The 17,414-nt window shown below is 67.2% G+C and carries 17 protein-coding genes; 8 read left to right on the top strand and 9 right to left on the bottom strand.

What is annotated here, in order from left to right:
- The first annotated feature begins 26 nt into the window (after window positions 1-26).
- From AC5P5M_RS12365 to AC5P5M_RS12355, 3 genes are read left to right on the top strand one after another with little or no spacing between them, the layout of a single operon-like run.
- Window positions 27-1,067: a ribonucleotide-diphosphate reductase subunit beta gene (locus AC5P5M_RS12365; protein WP_495205965.1), complete on the top strand. Its 1,041-nt coding sequence runs from the start codon at window positions 27-29 to the stop codon at window positions 1,065-1,067.
- 13 nt (window positions 1,068-1,080) lie between these two features.
- Entirely contained in the window at window positions 1,081-1,560 is a 480-nt protein-coding gene (locus AC5P5M_RS12360; RefSeq protein WP_495205982.1) for a flavodoxin, read from the top strand.
- Window positions 1,532-1,858 (top strand): thioredoxin family protein, encoded by a 327-nt coding sequence (locus tag AC5P5M_RS12355; RefSeq protein ID WP_445394387.1) that lies wholly within the window; start codon window positions 1,532-1,534, stop codon window positions 1,856-1,858. Before AC5P5M_RS12360 ends, AC5P5M_RS12355 begins: the two co-directional genes overlap by 29 nt.
- A gap of 66 nt (window positions 1,859-1,924) precedes the next feature.
- On the opposite strand, the gene AC5P5M_RS12350 is transcribed toward AC5P5M_RS12355, so the two are convergent.
- A complete protein-coding gene (locus AC5P5M_RS12350; protein WP_128987962.1) occupies window positions 1,925-3,256 on the bottom strand; it encodes an Nramp family divalent metal transporter in 1,332 nt (443 codons plus the stop codon).
- Between the two features lie 116 nt (window positions 3,257-3,372).
- On the opposite strand from AC5P5M_RS12350, the gene mntR reads away from it, so the two are divergent.
- Complete coding sequence (gene mntR / locus AC5P5M_RS12345) at window positions 3,373-3,837, top strand: manganese-binding transcriptional regulator MntR (RefSeq protein WP_053517818.1); 465 nt, start codon at window positions 3,373-3,375, stop codon at window positions 3,835-3,837.
- Window positions 3,838-3,955: 118 nt separating this feature from the next.
- Here mntR and AC5P5M_RS12340 read toward each other — a convergent pair whose 3' ends face one another.
- The 4 genes from AC5P5M_RS12340 to fabR all read right to left on the bottom strand — a co-directional run bounded on the left by AC5P5M_RS12340 (window position 3,956) and on the right by fabR (window position 10,250).
- The gene (locus AC5P5M_RS12340) at window positions 3,956-4,504 is read right to left on the bottom strand and encodes a thioredoxin-like domain-containing protein (protein ID WP_495205964.1); all 549 of its coding nucleotides are present in this window, start codon (window positions 4,502-4,504) and stop codon (window positions 3,956-3,958) included.
- A complete protein-coding gene (locus tag AC5P5M_RS12335) occupies window positions 4,494-6,650 on the bottom strand; it encodes a TonB-dependent receptor plug domain-containing protein (RefSeq protein WP_495205981.1) in 2,157 nt (718 codons plus the stop codon). Before AC5P5M_RS12335 ends, AC5P5M_RS12340 begins: the two co-directional genes overlap by 11 nt.
- 238 nt (window positions 6,651-6,888) lie before the next feature.
- The gene (locus AC5P5M_RS12330; RefSeq protein WP_495205963.1) at window positions 6,889-9,258 is read right to left on the bottom strand and encodes an autotransporter family protein; all 2,370 of its coding nucleotides are present in this window, start codon (window positions 9,256-9,258) and stop codon (window positions 6,889-6,891) included.
- 335 nt (window positions 9,259-9,593) lie between these two features.
- Window positions 9,594-10,250 carry an HTH-type transcriptional repressor FabR gene (gene fabR / locus AC5P5M_RS12325; RefSeq protein ID WP_053517811.1) on the bottom strand — a complete coding sequence of 219 codons (657 nt, stop codon included), beginning with the start codon at window positions 10,248-10,250 and terminating at the stop codon, window positions 9,594-9,596.
- A gap of 93 nt (window positions 10,251-10,343) precedes the next feature.
- Between fabR and AC5P5M_RS12320 the strand changes: the two genes are divergently transcribed.
- Window positions 10,344-11,414, top strand: coding sequence for a ferredoxin reductase (locus AC5P5M_RS12320; RefSeq protein WP_495205962.1), 1,071 nt, complete (start codon window positions 10,344-10,346; stop codon window positions 11,412-11,414).
- A 12-nt stretch (window positions 11,415-11,426) separates the two neighbouring features.
- Window positions 11,427-12,575, top strand: coding sequence for a fatty acid desaturase family protein (locus AC5P5M_RS12315; protein ID WP_262100547.1), 1,149 nt, complete (start codon window positions 11,427-11,429; stop codon window positions 12,573-12,575).
- A 27-nt stretch (window positions 12,576-12,602) separates the two neighbouring features.
- Here AC5P5M_RS12315 and AC5P5M_RS12310 read toward each other — a convergent pair whose 3' ends face one another.
- The 4 genes from AC5P5M_RS12310 to AC5P5M_RS12295 form a co-directional block, all read right to left on the bottom strand.
- The gene (locus AC5P5M_RS12310) at window positions 12,603-12,941 is read right to left on the bottom strand and encodes a tetratricopeptide repeat protein (RefSeq protein ID WP_495205961.1); all 339 of its coding nucleotides are present in this window, start codon (window positions 12,939-12,941) and stop codon (window positions 12,603-12,605) included.
- The gene (locus tag AC5P5M_RS12305; RefSeq protein WP_495205960.1) at window positions 12,938-13,516 is read right to left on the bottom strand and encodes a flavin reductase family protein; all 579 of its coding nucleotides are present in this window, start codon (window positions 13,514-13,516) and stop codon (window positions 12,938-12,940) included. Before AC5P5M_RS12305 ends, AC5P5M_RS12310 begins: the two co-directional genes overlap by 4 nt.
- A complete protein-coding gene (locus AC5P5M_RS12300; protein WP_495205959.1) occupies window positions 13,513-14,142 on the bottom strand; it encodes a superoxide dismutase in 630 nt (209 codons plus the stop codon). The genes AC5P5M_RS12305 and AC5P5M_RS12300 overlap by 4 nt, the downstream gene beginning before the upstream one ends.
- A gap of 100 nt (window positions 14,143-14,242) precedes the next feature.
- Entirely contained in the window at window positions 14,243-15,763 is a 1,521-nt protein-coding gene (locus AC5P5M_RS12295; protein WP_495205980.1) for a thioredoxin family protein, read from the bottom strand.
- A gap of 183 nt (window positions 15,764-15,946) precedes the next feature.
- Here AC5P5M_RS12295 and AC5P5M_RS12290 point away from each other — a divergent pair, with 183 nt between their 5' ends.
- Both AC5P5M_RS12290 and AC5P5M_RS12285 read left to right on the top strand, forming a co-directional pair.
- Window positions 15,947-16,882 (top strand): TIGR03571 family LLM class oxidoreductase, encoded by a 936-nt coding sequence (locus AC5P5M_RS12290; protein WP_495205958.1) that lies wholly within the window; start codon window positions 15,947-15,949, stop codon window positions 16,880-16,882.
- Between the two features lie 138 nt (window positions 16,883-17,020).
- A complete protein-coding gene (locus AC5P5M_RS12285; protein WP_277380751.1) occupies window positions 17,021-17,332 on the top strand; it encodes a DUF3817 domain-containing protein in 312 nt (103 codons plus the stop codon).
- Window positions 17,333-17,414 lie beyond the last annotated feature (82 nt).

Raw genomic sequence — 17,414 nt, 5'->3', positions numbered from 1 at the left:
CGGCGCCACCCTCTGCAGGTAACACCATGGCAACGCCCCTTGACCGCATCAAGATCCTTGAACCACGCCATCCCAACCGCAGCACCGGCATCATCAACGGCCGCACCAGCGGCATACTGAACTGGAACGATATTCCGTACCCCTCGTTCTATCGGGCGTACAAGGAGCTGTCGACCAACTTCTGGATCCCCGACGAAGTGGACATGAAGCTGGACGCACGCCAGTACGGTGAACTGTCCGGGCGCGAGAAGAATGCCTACGACTCGATCATCGGCCTGCTGGCCACGCTCGATTCGCCGCAGACCCGGTTCATCTACAACGTCGCCGAGTACATCACCGATCCGGCCGCGCATGCCAATGCGGCGATCATCGGCCAGCAGGAAGTGATACATAACGAAAGCTACAGCTATGTGCTGGCGTCGATCACCGATCTGCCCAACCAGAACCGGGTGTTCGAACTGGCCCGCACGCATCCGACCATCATCAGCCGCAACGCGCCGATCATGCAGGCGTACAACGACTTCATGCGCGACAAGACCGCCGAGACGCTGCTGAAGTCGCTGATCCAGTCGTCGATCCTGGAGGGCATCAACTTCTATTCCGGCTTCGCCTATTTCTACAACCTGGTGCGGCAGAACCGCATGACCGGCACCGGCAAGATCATCAGCTTCATCAACCGCGACGAGCTGGCCCATACCAAGTTCATCAGCGAGGTGATCCGCGCCATCGTCGGCGAGAATCCGGAACTTCAGACCAACGAGCTGACGGCTTACGTACACAGCGCCTTCGAGCATGCCATCACCCTGGAGACGCAATGGTCGTCGGAAGTGCTGGATGGCATCGACGGCATCGATGTGGACGAGATGGTGCGCTACGTGAAGTACCGCGCCAACAAGATGGCCGGCATGCTGGGCATCGAGCGGCTGTACAGCGATACGACCGACAATGTGATGCCGTGGATCAAGGCCTACGCCGACAACTTCACCGAAACCAAGACCGACTTCTTCGAGATGCGCAATGCAAGTTACAAGAAGACCAACGTCGACAACGGCTTCGACGATCTCTGAGCAGGGGCAGGCGCTGGGCATCCTGATCGTGGTCGCCTCGCTCAGTGGCAATACCCGGGAGCTGGGGCGGCAGATCGCCGAGCGGTGTCGCGCGGCGGGTCACGCGGTGCATTGGCAGGAGGCCGACGACCTGCGCCAGCCGGCTCCGCTGGCGGCCGATGAAGCCGACCTCGTGCTGCTGGGCAGCTGGACCGACAACGCCGGCCGCACACCGGCGGAGATGAAGGCGTGGGTGGCCGGTATTGCTGGGCGGGGTCAGTGGCCGCGACAGGTGGCGGTGTTCGGCACCGGCGAGACACAGTGGGGCCAGGAGTACTACTGCGGCGCCGTGCACCGCCTGATCCGCTACTTCCACAGCAGCTACCCGCCGCTGGAGATTGAACAGATGCCGCACGGCGAGCGCCACGCCGCGGTCATCGACGCCTGGACCGACGCGGTCCTGGCCCATTGCCGGAGTACCACCGATGCAGATCATCGACGCCACCACGCCTGAGCAGCTCCAGCAGCTGCTGGCCGAACACCCCCGGGTCCTGGTGGATTTCCACAAGGAGCAGTGCCCGGGCTGCCGGATGCTGGAGATGTCCCTTCAGCGCGTCGCCAGCAGCGGTGCGGGGCAGGGCATGACCCTGCTGCGGGTGCAGCTGGAAGTGCTGGGTGAAGCCTTCTTCAGGGAGCTGGGGCTGCGGCAGACACCAACGCTTGCGCTGTTCCGTGACGGCAACGAACGCATCCGCCTGGCCGGATTCCAGTCGCCACAGCAGATCGAGGCTGCCATCGCCCTGCATCTGTAGAGCGGGGCCAGGCTCGACAGCGCTGCACGCGTGCGTCGAGCATGGTCCGGTGGCGGCCCTCGGCCGTCAGGCGCCGGCGAAGGTGTCGACCAGCAGCTTCACATTCAATGCCACGATCACCAGCGCGATCAACCAGGCGATCGTACCCAGCCACCGCGGCGCCACCAGTGCGCCCATGGTCACCTTGTCGGTCACGATCCGCACCAGGGGAATGATCGCGAACGGCAGCTGCATCGACAGCACCACCTGACTCAGCACCAGCAGCTTCACCGCACCCTGGTCGCCGAACAGCACAATCACCACCACCACCGGAATGATCGCCAGCGCCCGGGTCAGCAGCCGCCGCAGCCACGGTGGCAGGCGAAGGCGCAGGAAGCCCTCCATCACGATCTGCCCGGCCAGCGTCGCGGTCACCGTGGAATTCAGGCCCGATGCCAGCAGTGCCACCGCGAACAGCGTCGCCGCGGCACCCACGCCCAGCATCGGTGCCAGCAGCTGATGCGCCTGCTCGATGTCTTCCACGTCGAAGCGACCGTTGGCATGGAATACGGCCGCGGCCAGGATCAGGATGCTGGCATTGATGAACAGTGCCAGCGTCAGGGCCAGCGTGCTGTCGGTCACCGCCCAGCGCAGCGCGCTGCGGCGACCCTCGTCGGTACGCGGATACGCTCGGGTCTGCACGATGGACGAGTGGAGGTACAGGTTGTGCGGCATGACCGTGGCGCCGATGATGCCGATCGCGATGTACAGGGCGTGCGGATCGGTGACCACCTGTGCGCGTGGAATGAAGCCGCCAAGGACCGCCATGACAGGCGGCGCGGCCATCGCGATCTGGACCACGAAGCAGGCGAAGATCACCATCAGCAGCGCGATGACGAAGGCCTCCAGCGCGCGGAAGCCGCGGTTCATCAGCAGCAGCACCAGCAGCGTGTCCAGCGCGGTGATCACTGCACCCCACAGCAGCGGCAGGTCGAACAGCAGCTTCAGTGCGATGGCGGTGCCGATCACCTCGGCCAGGTCGCAGGCGATGATGGCTGCCTCGCACAGCGCCCACAGGGCCAGGTTGACCGGCTTCGGGTAGCGCGCGCGACAGGCCTGGGCCAGGTCCAGCCCGGTGGCGATACCCAGCCGCGCCGAGAGCGCCTGCAGGATCACCGCCATCAGATTGGACACGAGGATGACCGACAGCAGCAGGTAGCCGAAGCGTGAGCCGCCGGCCAGGTCGGTGGCCCAGTTGCCAGGGTCCATGTAGCCGACCGAGATCATGTAGCCCGGGCCGAGGAACGCCAGCAGGCGGAACCACCAGTGGCCCTTGTCGGGTACCGCCACCGAGGCATTGAGCGCACCCAGGCTGGCCGGGGCAGGGGCCGAAGGGTTATCGGGCGCCAGGGTGTTCATGCGCGTAATATAGCCCCTGCTATATCCAATAGCAATGTGAAACAATCGTCTTTATCGCGTCACTGGTCCAGAATTCAGCTTCATTCCCGGACGACTTCGGCAGGACAGGCGCACGCGTGGGCAAGAGCGACGATTCGACATCGCCAAAGAATCCCCCCTTGATCGAGGCCGAGCGCCAGGTCGAGAGCTTCCGGCAGGTGCGCGAGGCGCACCGGATGGAACTGGTGGAGGACTATGTCGAGCTGATCTCGGACCTGCTGGCCGATGGCGGCGAGGCCCGCCAGGTCGACATCGCCACCCGCCTGGGGGTGGCCCAGCCGACCGTGGCGAAGATGCTGCGGCGGCTGGCCCGCGACGGCTGGGTCGTGCAGCGGCCCTATCGTGGTGTCTTCCTGACCGCCGAGGGCGAGGCGCTGGCCCATGCCAGTCGCCAGCGGCACCAGACGGTGGAGCGCTTTCTGTTGGCGCTGGGCGTGGATGCCGATACCGCCCGGCGCGATGCCGAAGGCATCGAGCACCACGTCAGCGAGCAGACGCTGGCTCTGTTCGAAGCATTCGTGCGCAAGGCCGAGGGCGGGTAGGGCCGGCGCGCGCGATCTGAAGGGTGGCGGTAGCGCCGGGCCATGCCCGGCGGCTGCATGCGCTCGGAAGGAGGGGTAGCGCCGGGCCATGCCCGGCGGCCGTGGAAGCAACCGCAGGTCACTCAAGCGGCGGGCAGCGCGCCTGTTCCTGTGCGCATGCCCGTGCCCGCCACAGCTTCAGTACGGGCTGCAGACCCTCATAGCGCCGTCCGTGCCAACCGTTCGCCAGCACGCGACCTTCCGCGTCGATCAGCACCAGATTGGGCGGCGCGGGGCCGGCCAGGGCCTGCAGCACCGGCATGCGCGCGGCCCTGCGCGGGTCCAGTACCGGCCACGGCATGTCCTGGTGGCGCATGTAGCGGCGCAGCGCGGCCTCGCTCTCATCCTGGCTGACGTAGACCACCTCCGTGTCCGCACCGGCCTCGCGCAGTGCGTCACGCACGCTGCGCAGGGTCGGCACGAAGGCATGGCAGGGCGCGCACCAGTCCGCGCCGAAGTACAGCGCGATCAACTGCGGCGGCGGCGACCACTGCATCGGGCGCAGCGATCGCGCCTCCGGTCGCATCAGCGACGCCGAGACCTGCGCGTGCAGGTTCTCTGCCGCCACCGGTGCGGCCAGCAGCACGCTGCCCGCGCACAGCAGAATGCGCAGTGCTTCAGAACGCATAGCGCAGGCTGACATACCACGAGCGCGCGAAGCGTGGCCCGTAGACGTAGTCGCTGTCGCGCAGCGCGCCGGCTTCAAGATCCTTCTGCCGCTGGTCGAATACGTTCTTGACTCCGGCTGCCACGGACACCTCCCGTTCGGCGCCCACCCCCAGGTGGCGATGCCAACGGGCGCCCAGGTCGGTCACCCAGAAGGCACGGGTGCGGTGCAGTTCACCCAACCGGTTGTTCAGCACCGGCATTGAACCGGTGTGGCGCAGCGCGATGAAGGTCTCCCACGGTTCTGAAGGCAACCAGCCGAGCTGGGCCAGCCCGGTCCAGCGAGGGGTCTTGAGGTAGTCGCGGCTGTCGATCACGGTGTCGCCGCCCTCGCCGGTGTCATCGAAGATGCGCTGGGGTTCGCGGAAGCGCGAGCGGTACCACGATGCGCCCGCGGTAAGACGCCATTGCGGCGAGGGTTGCCAGCCCAGATTGGTTTCCATGCCCAGTACGTCCGAGCCCGAGGCGTTGTAGCGCAGCTGGCCGAGCCGGCCATCGGCGCCGCGCAGGATCTCGCCCAGCGCAAAGGTGTCACGGATGCGCGCGTAGGAGGCGGTGGCGTCCCACGTCCACACCGGCTCGGCCGGATCCGAACGCCAGTCGAAGCCGAGCAGGGTGGTCAGCGCACGTTCCTCCTTCAGGCCGTCGGCATTGCGCACGCGCACCTGCTCGCCACCGAGCGTGTCCACATGCACATCCTCGACGAAGATTTCCGGTGCGCGGAATCCGCTGGCAATGCCCGCCCGCCACTTCAGGTTCTCCGTGGCCTGCCAGGCCAAGGCGACACGCGGTGAGAGCACCGCGTTGTCCAGTTCGGAACTCTTGTCCACGCGCGCGCCGATCACCAGGTCGATGTCCTCGCGCAGGCTCCATTCGTCCTGCACGAAGGCGCCCAGGTTGTGGAAGCTGGCGTCCTCCAGCACGGCCAGGCGCTGGCCGTCACCGGTCCGGTTGTCGTCGCGCAGGCGCTCGTGCTTGTACTGCACGCCGAACGCCAGGGCATGCGCGCCCAGCCGCCAGTTCAACTGGCTGTCGAGGTAATGCAGCGGATTGTGCGTGCGTCCGTATTGCCGCCAGGAGCGCGAGGCGGCGCTGCCGGCCACGGTGGGGTCCAGCTCGGAGGGATCGTATCCGGCTGCCGACGGGTCGGTGACCACATCGCCGAGACCGCCATAGAAGCTGTCGCGATCGATGTCGGCGAAGGCATAGGCGAGGCGGAAGTCGATGTCCGGGCTTACTTCCTGGTCCCAGGACACGCTGCCACGCCGGTACGTGGTGTCGAGCGATTCTGCGATGTTGGCCAGATACTCCGGCTGGTCAAGGCGGTTGCCGCCGCGCCGGGTTTCATCGGTGACCTGCACGTCCACGCGCAGCCGTGTTCCCGGTGTGGGCGCATACCACGCCTGCAGTCCACCGACCTTGAGATCCTTGCGCGTGATCTCGGTGTAGTCATCACCGTTGTAGTCGATGCCACTGTTCCAGTTGCGCTGGGCGATCACCGACAGCCCGGCATCGATTTGCGCGGCGACCAGATCCAGCCGGACATCTGCATTCTTCTGCGGCGTGCCACGCAGCACATCCACGCCGGCCTGCACATGGCCACCACTGCGCGAGGGCAGCGGCGGAACCAGGTTGATCACGCCGGCCACCGCGCCGGGTCCATACAGCGCCGAGCCACCGCCCTTGACCACTTCGATGCGATCGACGAAGCCGGCGGGAATCTGCTCCAGGCCGTACACGCTGCCCAGCGTGGACAGCAGCGGGATGCCGTCGAACAGCAGCTGGTTGTAGGCACCCGGCAGGCCCAGCAGCTGCACTTCGCTGGTGTTGCAGTTCTGGCAGTTGCTTTCCACGCGCAGGCCATTGATCAGTTCGACCGCACGGGAGAAATCGGTGGCCGCACGCAGCGCGATGTCCTCCCTGCGCAGCACTTCGGTACGGATCGGCACATCGGCAAGCAGGCGCTCGCTGCGCGTGGCGGTACTGACCTTGACCTGCACCCGGTCCAGCTGCGTGGGCGAGGGCGTGCCGGCTAGTACCGGGGTCGACAGGGCAAAGAAGATGGCGGTGGCCAGCGGAAGGTGGCACGGCGGCACGGCGTGGGGCATGGAGGCGTCGTCCTTGGGGAAGAGAGCGGCGAGGGCGACCTGGCTGGTGTACATGAAAGCAAATGCTCATAGATATAGCAATTGCTATATCAAGCGCGACGCTGCTTTCATGGGCACGGCACAGGGCGCCTCATCAGGAATGACGGTGTTATAACATTACAATAGACGACGTCACCCCTGCCGGATGTCATATCCGGCAGGGGTGTTCAGGCGCGTGTTCCGGGCGGGACGCCGGGTGTTACCAGGCGGCGCGCAGGCCGACCTGTGCACCGTGGTTGCGATAGCCGCTGTCGCCGCGCTGCACGCGCAGGTCGCCCCAGGCACTCCAGCGTTGCCCCAGCTGCAGCTGCGCGCCCGCCTGCATTTCGTAGCGGCTGTCGGGCGTCTTCGCGCTCAACAGCTCTTCGTTGAAGCGCATCGAGGGATCTCGCTGGCCGCGCAGCCAGTTGACCGCCAGGAAGGGTTGTACGCGATTGCCGCGCAGGGTGCTCTGTCCAAACAGACGCACACCCAGCCGGCTGTTCAGCCCGATGCTGCGGCCATCCTCGACCCGCGTTCCGTTGTCCTCAACCAGGCTGTCACTGTCGTAGTCGGTCCAGGTCAGCTGTGCCTGCGGCTGCAGGTACAGAGTGCTGGCCTCGCGGGTGCGGATCGCCCAGGCGTAGCCGAGCTCCAGCGACGCGCTGCGGACGTCCGCATCGTAGGTTTCCGCCGCAATGCCCTCGCCCTGCACATCATTGTCGAAGCGGGCAGCCTGCACCCAGCCGTCCACGTACAGACCGCCGCTGCTCTGTGCATCCTGCACCCAGCCCAGGTACACGCCTGCCGATTTGCCCTTGATCCTGCCGCGGGTGCCATAGCCGGACAGCATGGAGACCGCGCGGGTGGTGGCGTCACCGGTGCCGAGCATCACGCCCACCTGGCCGCGCCCGTCGCTCCAGCGCCACAGATCGCTGCCCAGCTGCAGGACGTTGAGATGCGTGCGAGCATCGACCTGGCCGGCAATGCTGGCCCGCAGCTGGTCGCGACCCGCGCGGACCCAGGTTCCGATGCGCGCACGATCGAAGCCCGGTTCGCCGCGATCGTGGCGGCGTACCTGGAACATCTGCTCGGCCGCGATCTGGTTGGCCAGATAGGCACCGGGCTCCGGGCGCAGCACGGGTTCGGGATCGGGGTCAGGATCGGGAGGAGGAATCACCGGATCCTCCGGATCGCACTCCGGCAGGGAAGGATTGATATCGCATGGATTGCCCGTGTAGGCCGAGGTCAGGTACCAGTTGCCGTTGGCCGTCGTGGCCGAGCCTTTGTGCAGGAAGTACTCGTACATGCCGCCGATGGCGCGGCCCTGCAGCGCGAAGCTGCCGTTGCTGGCGCCATCGACCTGGACCAGCAGGATGCCGTCGGCCGTCTGCGCGCCGGCGCCCGCGATGTTGTTGACAATGACGTTGGTGGCGCCGCTGGTGGCACCGGTTACATGCAGGCGCGAACTCGCGGCGGCGTCGCCGGCCAGCACGGTGTTGAAATGCAGGGTGCCGCCGTTGCCGGTGTAATCGCCATTGACGGTCAACTGCGGATACGCCGCCTGACCCTCCGCGCCGAGCAGGATGTGGCTGTCCGCGCCGAGGGTGAGGTTGCCGGTGCTGCTGTCACCGGACAGCGTCCAGCGTCCGCCCTGGTCGACGATCACCTCGGCCGGGCCGGTGATCTGTCCGGTCAGCACCAGCCCCTCGAGGAAGCGCAGGGTCGTGCTGGCGGTATCGGCGATGACGAAGTTGCCGTTGAGGGTGGACGTGCGGGCGGTGAAATCGAGTGCCAGATCGGGGTCGACTTCCACCAGATTGCCGTTGCCACCGATGAGCGTTGCGCCGTTCTGGACGGTGAGGCGCGCCAGATCGGGAGCACGGCCATTCTCGATTCTCACCTTGACGGCGGGACCGGTGGTGCCCTCCACGCGTGATCCATCCACCAGTACACGCCAGTCCGCAGGGTCCGCATAGGGGGGTTGGCTCAGTCTGGAATTTCCCAGTAGCAGGCCGATGTCGCTGCCGATGGCGGCGGAGCCATCACGCAGCTCGATCGAGCCGGCCAGGCTGCGCATGCCGATGGCTCCGGAGAAGGTCGAGCGCTCGGCAACGATGGTGCCGCCACCACTGGCCTGAGCACCAATGGCGGCACCCGACACCTTGCTGTCGATGAACTGGACGAAGCTGAGAGGCTGCGGGGTGGGGGCGGTAATCAGTGCGCCGGTTGAAAAGCCGAAGCCGCTGGCACTCGTATTGACGATCTCCGACCTGAGGAAGCGGCCCTGCGAGTTGGTTATCGATGCTCCCGCTCCCGAAGCATTGCTGGTAATGGTCGTGTCCGTCGCATTGACGACGCCCCCCTCGCGGGCACCCACGCGACCCACACTGACGCCATTGAGGTTCAATGTTCCCTCGACGGAAAAATCTCGGCCCTCATAGGGGCTTCCCGGATCCACCGTCAGCGTGGTGCCGGCCGGGACAAAAACTGACTGGGCATGACCTGTCTGCGGCACGCCGACGCAGGCCGCCAGGGCCAGCGCAAGCGGAGCGACCTGCGCGGGCAGGGCGCGTGAAGCGGACTTCATCGTGTACATGGGATCTCTCCAATGCGTTGGATGGGGCCCGTCCCCACAGGCCAAAGGCAACACTCTGCGGGGCGACAGCCTGCAGAGCCATGCAACTTTTCCAGAACCTGCGGCGGCGTCCATCCAGCTGTGGAGGGCCTATTCAGCTGCGGAACTCGCGCATGCTGGATAGTCCTGCTGAAGTGAAAACGGCATGAAGCCCCTGTCGAAGCGAGGCGAACCCCATTTCACCGATCTAAATCGTGACGCAAATCACAGATGGCCGAGGGGCGACGTCTCGAAATACTGCATTGCAGCATTCCGGCGCAAAGCGGCAACGGTCTGGAGCCTGGCGATCAGCCGCGGCGGAAGGCGGCCGGGGTGCGGGCGCCGACGATGATCATGCGGATCATCGTGGAGATCTGTTCGACCAGTTCCGGATCTTTCTCCGGCGGCAGGTCCATCGCGGTGGCGCCCATCGCGAACACCAGGCGGGTGATCGCCTTGGCCACCAGTTCCGGTGCATGCAGCACCGCGCCGTCGAGGGCCGCCAGGCGCACCAGGTCGTGCTGCAGCTCTTCCTCGAAGTAGTGCAGCTCGCGCTCGACGGCGTGCTTGAAGTCATCCGAACCGACTGCGCCTTCGCGCAGCAGTACGTGCAGCAGCTTGTCGTCTGCGCGCAGCTGCTCCATGAAGGTCTCCACTGATACCCGCACTACGCTGGTGGCGGAGGAGGTCGCGCGCTGCCGCGCCTCGCCGATGATGGTGCGCAGCGAGCGGCCGGCCACATCGATGAGGGCCACGGCGAGTTCGTCCATGTCGCGGAACTGCCGGTAGAAGCTGTTCGGCGCGATGCCTGCCTCACGCGCGACCTCGCGCAGGCTGAGGGTGGACAGGCTGCGGTGCGGGCCGATCAGCTTCAGGGCTGCGGCCAGCAGATCTTCGCGGCTCACCGTACGGCGGGCCGGGCTCTGCGCATCTTCGGGTATCGACAGGACGGTGGCAGCGGCCATGAGGGTTCCGGTGGGGCAAGGCTGAATCATACCCAATCCGGTTCAATATACACGTGTATACACAGGTGTATGTGCGCCCGTATAGTGGCTGCCATGAGCGCTGTCGTCCGTCCGTCCCCGTTTTCCCTGCACCGCTGGCTGTCGCCCACGCTGTTCGATTTCTGGGCCGGCCAGATCAATCCGTTGTGGACGCTGCGCGAGCCCTTGGCACGCCTGGTCCGACGCGAACCAGCGGGCGAGGGCGCGGCCACCCTGATCCTGCGCTGCAACCGGCACTGGGCCGGCATGCGCGCCGGCCAGCACGTCACCCTCGGCGTCGAGCTTGAGGGGCGGGTATGGCAGCGCAGCTACAGCCCGACCCCGCTGAGTGGCCGCGAACTGGCCATTACCGTCAAGGCCGTGGAAGGGGGGCGGGTCAGCCAGCACCTGGTGAACCAGGCGCGGCCCGGTGACCTGTTCCGTATCGATGCCGCCTTCGGTGACTTCCATATGCCGGCCGCCGCGCCGGTGTTGCTGCTGGCGGCGGGCAGCGGCATCACGCCGATGCGCAGCCTGCTGCGCGAGGCCTGCCAGCGACCGCTGGGCGCGCCGGTGGACCTGTTCTACTGGGAACGCACAGCGGCCGCCATCCAGTTCCGTGACGAACTGCATACGCTGGCGACAGCGACGCCGGGCCTGCGCGTGCACCTGCTGACCACCCGCGAGGGCGAGGTGCCGGCCGCGCGCATCGATACCCACGCCCTGCAGATTCCCGGCGATGACACGCCGCTGGCACAGCGCCATGTACTGGCCTGTGGCCCGGACGGCTTCGTTGCCGCCGCGCGCCGCCGCCTTGCGCATCAGGTTGCCGGTTTCCAGGCGGAAGCCTTCACGCCGCCCGCGCCGCTGCTGGATGCCGACGGCGAAGGCGAGGTGTCGCTGACCCTGGCACGCAGTGGGCGCCAGCTGCGCGTGCCGCGCGGCCGCTCCCTGCTGGAGAGCCTGGAAGCGCAGGGCATCAAGCCCCGGCACGGCTGCCGCATGGGCATCTGCAACAGCTGTAGCTGTGAACGCGTCAGTGGCGGTACCCGCCATCTGCGCACCGGCGATACGCATTCCGAAGCGGCGCAGTCCGTACGGATCTGTGTGAGTGCGCCGACCACCGACCTGACCCTGGATCTCTGAGGAACCGTTGCCATGACCCGCGCTACCGACCGTGCCCTGAGTCCTGCCGAAATGAACGCCTTCGGCCAGGAACTCGACGCGATCCGCGATCGTGTGATCGGCAGTCTCGGCGCGTCCGATACGCGCTATATCCGGCGCGTGGCCGCTGCCGTGCGCTGGTTCGGCGTCGGCGGCCGCAGCCTGCTGTTCCTGGCGGCGTTCTCGCCGCTGCTGTGGGCACCGCTGCTGTGGCCGGCCGCCATCGCCGGCACGCTCATGCTGGCGCTGTCGAAGATCCTGGAGAACATGGAGCTGGGCCACAACGTGATGCACGGCCAGTTCGACTGGACCGGCGACCCGAAGTTGAACGGCAACACCTACGAGTGGGACATCGTTGCCACCGCCGACAACTGGCGCAAGACCCACAATTTCCGCCACCACACCTATACCAACGTGCGTGGCATGGACGATGACATCGGTTACGGCCTGCTGCGCATCTTCCCGGAACAGCGCTGGAAGCCGTTCTATCTGCTGCAGCCGATCATCGCACCGATCTTCGCGCTGCTGTTCCAGTGGGGCGTGGCTGCCCAGGACCTGCGCCTGGGGCGCTGGCTGAAGGGCCGCATCAGCAGCCGCGCGATGTGGCTGCAGACCCGTCCGGTGGCGCGCAAGATGCTGCGCCAGGTGCTGAAGGATTACGTGCTGTTCCCGCTGCTGGCCGGCCCGTTCTTCCTGACCGTGATGCTGGGCAACCTGGTCGCCAACGGCCTGCGCAACATCTGGACCTACGTGATCATCTTCTGCGGCCACTTCACCGCTGAATCGGAGACGTTCCCCAAGGAGTGCCTGCGCAACGAATCGCGTGGCCACTGGTACCTGCGCCAGCTGCGTGGCTCGTCGAACATCAGCGGTGGTTTCCTGATCAACGTGCTGTCGGGCAACCTCAGCCACCAGATCGAACACCACTTCTATCCGGATCTGCCGGCCAACCGCTATGCGGCCATCGCCAAGGAAGTGAAGGAGATCTGCCTTCGCTACGGTCAGCACTACAACAACGGTTCGCTGCCGCGGCAGTTCGGCCAGGTGGTGTGGCGCATCCTGCGGCATGCCTTCCCGAGCAAGCCGCGCCGCCTGCCGATGCCGGACATCATGCCGGCGCCGGCACCGGCCAACGCGGGCTGATCGATACGGCCCGCCCGTGTGGCCGGCTCAGCCTGCGCCCTCCTGCGGCGCAGGCTGTTCGCGCTGCAGCCGGCGCAGAAACACCTGCATTTCCCTGCGAGCCTGCTGGTCGCCCTGGTGGCTGGCCACGCTCAGGCCCCGTTGCCATGCCTCGCGAGCCGCCTGCGGCTGGCCACCCGCCAGCCAGGCCTTGCCCAGCAGTTTCCACGCCGCCGAGTACTGCGGATCAAGTGCCACGCAGCGGCCCAGATGGGTCGCCGCGCGCGCCGGATCGCCGGCGTCGAGCCAACCCTTGCCCAGCCCGAAGCGCAGCAGCGCGCTGTCGTGGCCGTTGGCAAGCAGGTCCTCCAGTGCCTCGATGGTCATGTCCGCACCTCCTGCAGGGTGTCCAGCGGCCCCGGCAGGAAGCGGCCACGGTGGAACATCAGCGGCGCACCGCCGGTTTCGTTGATCTCGATGATGCGGCCGGCCAGCAGCAGGTGATCACCCACCGGCCATTGCGCATGACGAGTGCAGGTCAGGTGCGCGACCGCGCCGGCGATGCGCGGCGGCGCGTCGTCTTCGTCTGGAAGCAGGGGTACGTCGTCGAAACGATTGCGCACCTGGGGATCGGCGAACGTGCGCGCCAGTGCTTCCTGGTCCGCGGCCAGCACGCTGATCGCGAAGCGCGTCGCGCGCTGGAAGGCCTGCAGGCTCTGTGCGTGCAGGGCCAGGTTCCACAGTACCAGCGGCGGCTGCAGCGACACGGGCACGAAGGAATTGATGGTCAGGCCCAGCGGTCTGCCCCGTGCGTCACGGGTGCAGACGATGGCCACGCCGGTAGGGAAGTGGCCGAGCAGCCGCCGCAATGCACGCGGCGGCAGACTGACCGAGGGTGCCGGGGCCGGGGCGGGGAAAACCCCGGCCCACGGCCCGGCGTAATGGGGAATGCCGGTGCTCATGCGCCGCCCGCCTGGCGGTAACGGCGACCGACTTCGGCCCAGTCGATGATGTTGAAGAACGCCCCGATGTAGTCCGGACGGCGGTTCTGGTAATGCAGGTAATACGCGTGCTCCCACACATCCAGGCCGAGGATCGGCGTGTTGCCGGACAGGCCGACCGACGCGCCCATCAGCGGGTTGTCCTGGTTGGCGCTGCTTTCAACCCGCAGGCGGCCATCGCGATCACGGGTCAGCCAGGCCCAGCCGCTGCCGAAGCGGGTCAGCGCCGCCTCGCTGAAGGCATCCTTGAAGGCATCGAAGCCGCCGAGGTCACGGTCAATCGCCGCCGCAAGCACCTGATCGGGCGTGCCGCCGTGTGCGCTGAGCACGGTCCAGAACAGGCTGTGGTTGGCGTGGCCGCCACCGTTGTTCCGGACCGCGCCGCGCTGGGCCTCCGGCACGGCATCGAGGCGGGCGATCAGCGCCTCGACCGGCTGTTCGGCGAGGCCGGCCTGCTCGACCGCGGCATTGAGGTTGTTGACGTAGGTCTGGTGGTGCCTGCTGTGGTGGATCTCCATCGTCCGCGCATCGAAATGCGGTTCGAGGGCATCGTAGGCATAGGGGAGCGGGGGAAGCGAGTACGACATCGAAGCAGTCTCCGTAGCGAAGGCCAGCGGGCTGGCCGTGGGGAGACTGTTATCGCACCTCAACATTGGTTGAGGTCAACCCGCCTGCGCCATCATCCACTCAACCCAGCCAATCCCTGCACGCCCCATCCACCTGATTGCCGCACGCCTGCTGCATCCGCTGCTGCAGCCGCGCCAGCGTCTGCGCGCCCTGGTGCTTGCCACTCCATGCCTTCAGCTGCCCGGCCAGGCGCTCGAAGCGCTGGCGGGTGCGCTGGTGGTAGCCCGACGGCTGCGCCTCCAGTTCGGCGATCAGCGAGGCGGTCGCCTGTTCGATGCGCGGTGCATCGTCCGGCGCCAGCTTCAGCAGGCCTTCCACATACAGCACACCCCACTGCACGCGGGTCGCCGGGCCCTGCGCACCGTCGTAGGCCCGTTTCAGCCACTCCAGCGCACCGGCGGTGTCACCGCGCTGCTCGGCCAGTTCGGCCAGCTCAGGCATGTAGTAGTACGGCTGCTCGCTGCGCTTCAGCTCGGCCAGCAGCAGCGACTCCGCGCCGGCGTCGTCGCCGACCTGGCGCAGTGCGTAGACCGCGCTGCTGATCGTGGCCTGGCGTGCATGCGCATCGGTGGCGGCTGCATTGGCAGCCGCCACGCGCTGCTTGACCCGATCAACCAGAGTGGCGGGCAGTGCGCCCTTGGGCTGTTGCAGTCGGGCCAGCGACACTTCGGTCAGCGCGCGCGACAACGCGTCGTCGGCGCGGTTGCCACGCTCGGCGTCTGCGCGCTCCAGTGCGACCAGCAGCTGCTGTCCCAGGGTGTTGCTGGTGGCCGGCCCGGTACTGGCCTGCTTGACCAGCTGCACGCCGGCATAGCCCAGCAGCTCGCGGTTGCGTCGCACCTCCGCGGGGCGCGCCAGCACCGCCTGCAGCAGCTCGCGCACTTCGGTGGGCGAGGCATTGGGCTTTTCGGCTGTCGCCAAGGCAAGCAGAGCAAAACGGCGCTGCAGGGCGGCCTCCGGTGCGGCCTTGGACAGCTGGCGCAGCACGTCCTGGCTGTTGCGTTCGCCGGCCAGGCGGTTGGCGTCGACTTCCCAGCCGTAGTCGCCCAACACCTGCCAGTCTTCGGCGGCCAGTTGCTCCGGCGTCGCCAATGCGGTGGCCAGGGTGGCGGCAACGGCACTGCGGCGGCCTGCGGCCACGGTCAGTGCCCGGGTCAGTTCGGCGGCATCGTTGCCGCCGGCTACGCGGGTGATTTCGTTGCGCTGAGGGTCCAGCACGATCAGGGTCGGATAGCCGCGCACGCCGAAGCGCTCGCCCCAGGCCTGCGCACCTTCCTCGTCACCATCCAGATAGACGGGAACGAATTTGCTGGTCAGCGCGATGAAGGCCGGGTCCTTGAACAGACCTGCCTTGAGCTGGTTGCACGGTGGGCACCAGACCGCGCCCCAGTACAGCAGCACCGGCTTGCCGCTGTCGGCGGCTTCGGCGAAGGCGTCGTCGACGTCGCCCTGGCGCCAGGCGATGGCGGACGCCGGTGCGGGGGCCTCGGCGGAGTTGGCGGTGGAAACCGGGGCCGGGGTGCAGGCGCTCAGCGCCGAAGCCAGCAGCAACACGGAAAGCGCGACGCGCATCGGCAGCATCTCGAAGGGCGGGGTGACAGGCCATTGTAGGAATGACCGCAGAGGCTGCTGATTCAGTTTGCTCATGAAGGATGCGCAGCAGGGCATGACGTCCGCCGCCCGCACCCGCTGCCGACACACCACCCCAGTGAACTCGCCGGCTTGGCACGCACCTGCGGCAGGGCTCCACGCTAAGCTGGCAGCATGAGCGATTTCAATTCTGCCTACGCTGCGCTGTTTGCCGAACAGGGCCTGAGCCTGGGACTGATGACGCCGGTGGCGGCGCACGGGTTGGCCGATCCGCATGAGGCGCGGCGTGTCGCCCGGCTGGCCGATGACCTCGGCTTTGCCGCGTTGTGGACGCGCGACGTGCCCTTGATGGTGCCGCAGGGACCGGAGGCGACCGCGAGCGCGCTGGATGATCCCTTCCTGTGGCTGGGCATGCTGGCCGCGGCGACAGAGCGCATCGTGGTTGGCAGTGCAGCCATCGTGCTGCCATTGCGCCAGCCGCTGCAGGTGGCGAAGTCGGCCTTGAGCCTGGACCGCATCAGCGGCGGGCGTTTCGTGCTGGGCCTGGGTTCGGGTGACCGCCCGGAGGAATTCGCCGCGTTCGGCGAGGATCTGGAGGGCAGGGCCGCGACGTTCCGTGAGCGCTGGTCGTTGCTGCGGGCGGCGCTGTCGCCGCAGGCACACGAGCGGGCCGCCGTGCTGCAGGTGACCGGAGGCTTCGACGTGCTGCCTGCGCCGGCCGCGCGCATTCCGATGCTGGTGGTGGGGACCGCCAGGCAGAGCCTGCAGTGGATCGCCCGGGAGTCTGAAGGATGGGCCACCTATCACCGCGAGGAGGCTGCCCAGGAGGGACGCATCGGTCTGTGGCAGCAGGCGTTGGCGCAACAGGGCGCGGCGGGCAGACCGTTCGTGCAGTCGATGCTGCTGGACCTGCAGGCGGACCCGCAGGCACCCGCCGAGCCGTTGCCGCTTGGCCTGAAGGTCGGCCGCGATGGCCTGCGTGACTATCTGCTGCGCGTGCATGGGCAGGGCGTGGCGCATGTGATGTTCAATCTGGTCGACAACGGCCGGCCGGTGGAGGCCGTGCTGCGCGAGATCGGGGAGCGGGTGCTGCCGCATATCCCCCGGTAGCTGTGCTGCGCCCGCCGGGCATGGCCCGGCGCTACCGATGTGGGCGGGTGTGACCCGACGGTGTCCTGAACGTTCGCATCTGCGTATCATTCGCATTTTCGGTCCCTGCAGGAGCGCGATGTGACCCCGGGCAATCCCATGCACCCCGTCGGACGGCTGTTCGCCGTGGTTGCCTTCATCGAGGCCATCACCTGGGCCGGCCTGCTGGTGGGCATGTGGCTGAAGTACGGCCCGCAGGCCAACGTCGCCCTGGTCAAGGTGTTCGGGCCGCTGCATGGCGTGGCGTTCCTGGTGTACGTGGCCGTGACCCTGTTCTCCGCAGTGCGCCTGCGCTGGCCATGGTGGGCCAGCGCGCTGGCCCTGCTTGCTGCCATCCCCCCGCTGGTCACGCTGCCGCTGGAGTGGTGGTTCCGCCGTCGCGGCCTGCTGTCGCCGCGTGTGACGCGCTGACACGGCTGTTGCGGGTCCATTCAATTGAATGGGTATCAAATGCAAATACGAGCCGTTATCATTTAAGGATGGTGCCGCTGCG

This window comes from Stenotrophomonas sp. YJH_SMC_106-19 (assembly GCF_059368375.1).
The sequence above is the reverse complement of the archived record's forward strand: the minus strand, read 5'-3'. Positions and strand labels throughout refer to the sequence as shown.

What these genes read in the sequence shown, in the direction of transcription:
- AC5P5M_RS12365 (WP_495205965.1), top strand. Translation starts at nt 27, where the DNA reads ATGGCAACGCCCCTTGACCGCATCAAGATCCTTGAACCACGCCATCCC.
- AC5P5M_RS12355 (WP_445394387.1), top strand. Translation starts at nt 1,532, where the DNA reads ATGCAGATCATCGACGCCACCACGCCTGAGCAGCTCCAGCAGCTGCTG.
- AC5P5M_RS12350 (WP_128987962.1), bottom strand. Translation starts at nt 3,256, where the DNA reads ATGAACACCCTGGCGCCCGATAACCCTTCGGCCCCTGCCCCGGCCAGC.
- AC5P5M_RS12340 (WP_495205964.1), bottom strand. Translation starts at nt 4,504, where the DNA reads ATGCGTTCTGAAGCACTGCGCATTCTGCTGTGCGCGGGCAGCGTGCTG.
- AC5P5M_RS12335 (WP_495205981.1), bottom strand. Translation starts at nt 6,650, where the DNA reads ATGCCCCACGCCGTGCCGCCGTGCCACCTTCCGCTGGCCACCGCCATC.
- AC5P5M_RS12330 (WP_495205963.1), bottom strand. Translation starts at nt 9,258, where the DNA reads ATGAAGTCCGCTTCACGCGCCCTGCCCGCGCAGGTCGCTCCGCTTGCG.
- fabR (WP_053517811.1), bottom strand. Translation starts at nt 10,250, where the DNA reads ATGGCCGCTGCCACCGTCCTGTCGATACCCGAAGATGCGCAGAGCCCG.
- AC5P5M_RS12320 (WP_495205962.1), top strand. Translation starts at nt 10,344, where the DNA reads ATGAGCGCTGTCGTCCGTCCGTCCCCGTTTTCCCTGCACCGCTGGCTG.
- AC5P5M_RS12315 (WP_262100547.1), top strand. Translation starts at nt 11,427, where the DNA reads ATGACCCGCGCTACCGACCGTGCCCTGAGTCCTGCCGAAATGAACGCC.
- AC5P5M_RS12310 (WP_495205961.1), bottom strand. Translation starts at nt 12,941, where the DNA reads ATGACCATCGAGGCACTGGAGGACCTGCTTGCCAACGGCCACGACAGC.
- AC5P5M_RS12305 (WP_495205960.1), bottom strand. Translation starts at nt 13,516, where the DNA reads ATGAGCACCGGCATTCCCCATTACGCCGGGCCGTGGGCCGGGGTTTTC.
- AC5P5M_RS12300 (WP_495205959.1), bottom strand. Translation starts at nt 14,142, where the DNA reads ATGTCGTACTCGCTTCCCCCGCTCCCCTATGCCTACGATGCCCTCGAA.
- AC5P5M_RS12295 (WP_495205980.1), bottom strand. Translation starts at nt 15,763, where the DNA reads ATGCTGCCGATGCGCGTCGCGCTTTCCGTGTTGCTGCTGGCTTCGGCG.
- AC5P5M_RS12290 (WP_495205958.1), top strand. Translation starts at nt 15,947, where the DNA reads ATGAGCGATTTCAATTCTGCCTACGCTGCGCTGTTTGCCGAACAGGGC.
- AC5P5M_RS12285 (WP_277380751.1), top strand. Translation starts at nt 17,021, where the DNA reads ATGCACCCCGTCGGACGGCTGTTCGCCGTGGTTGCCTTCATCGAGGCC.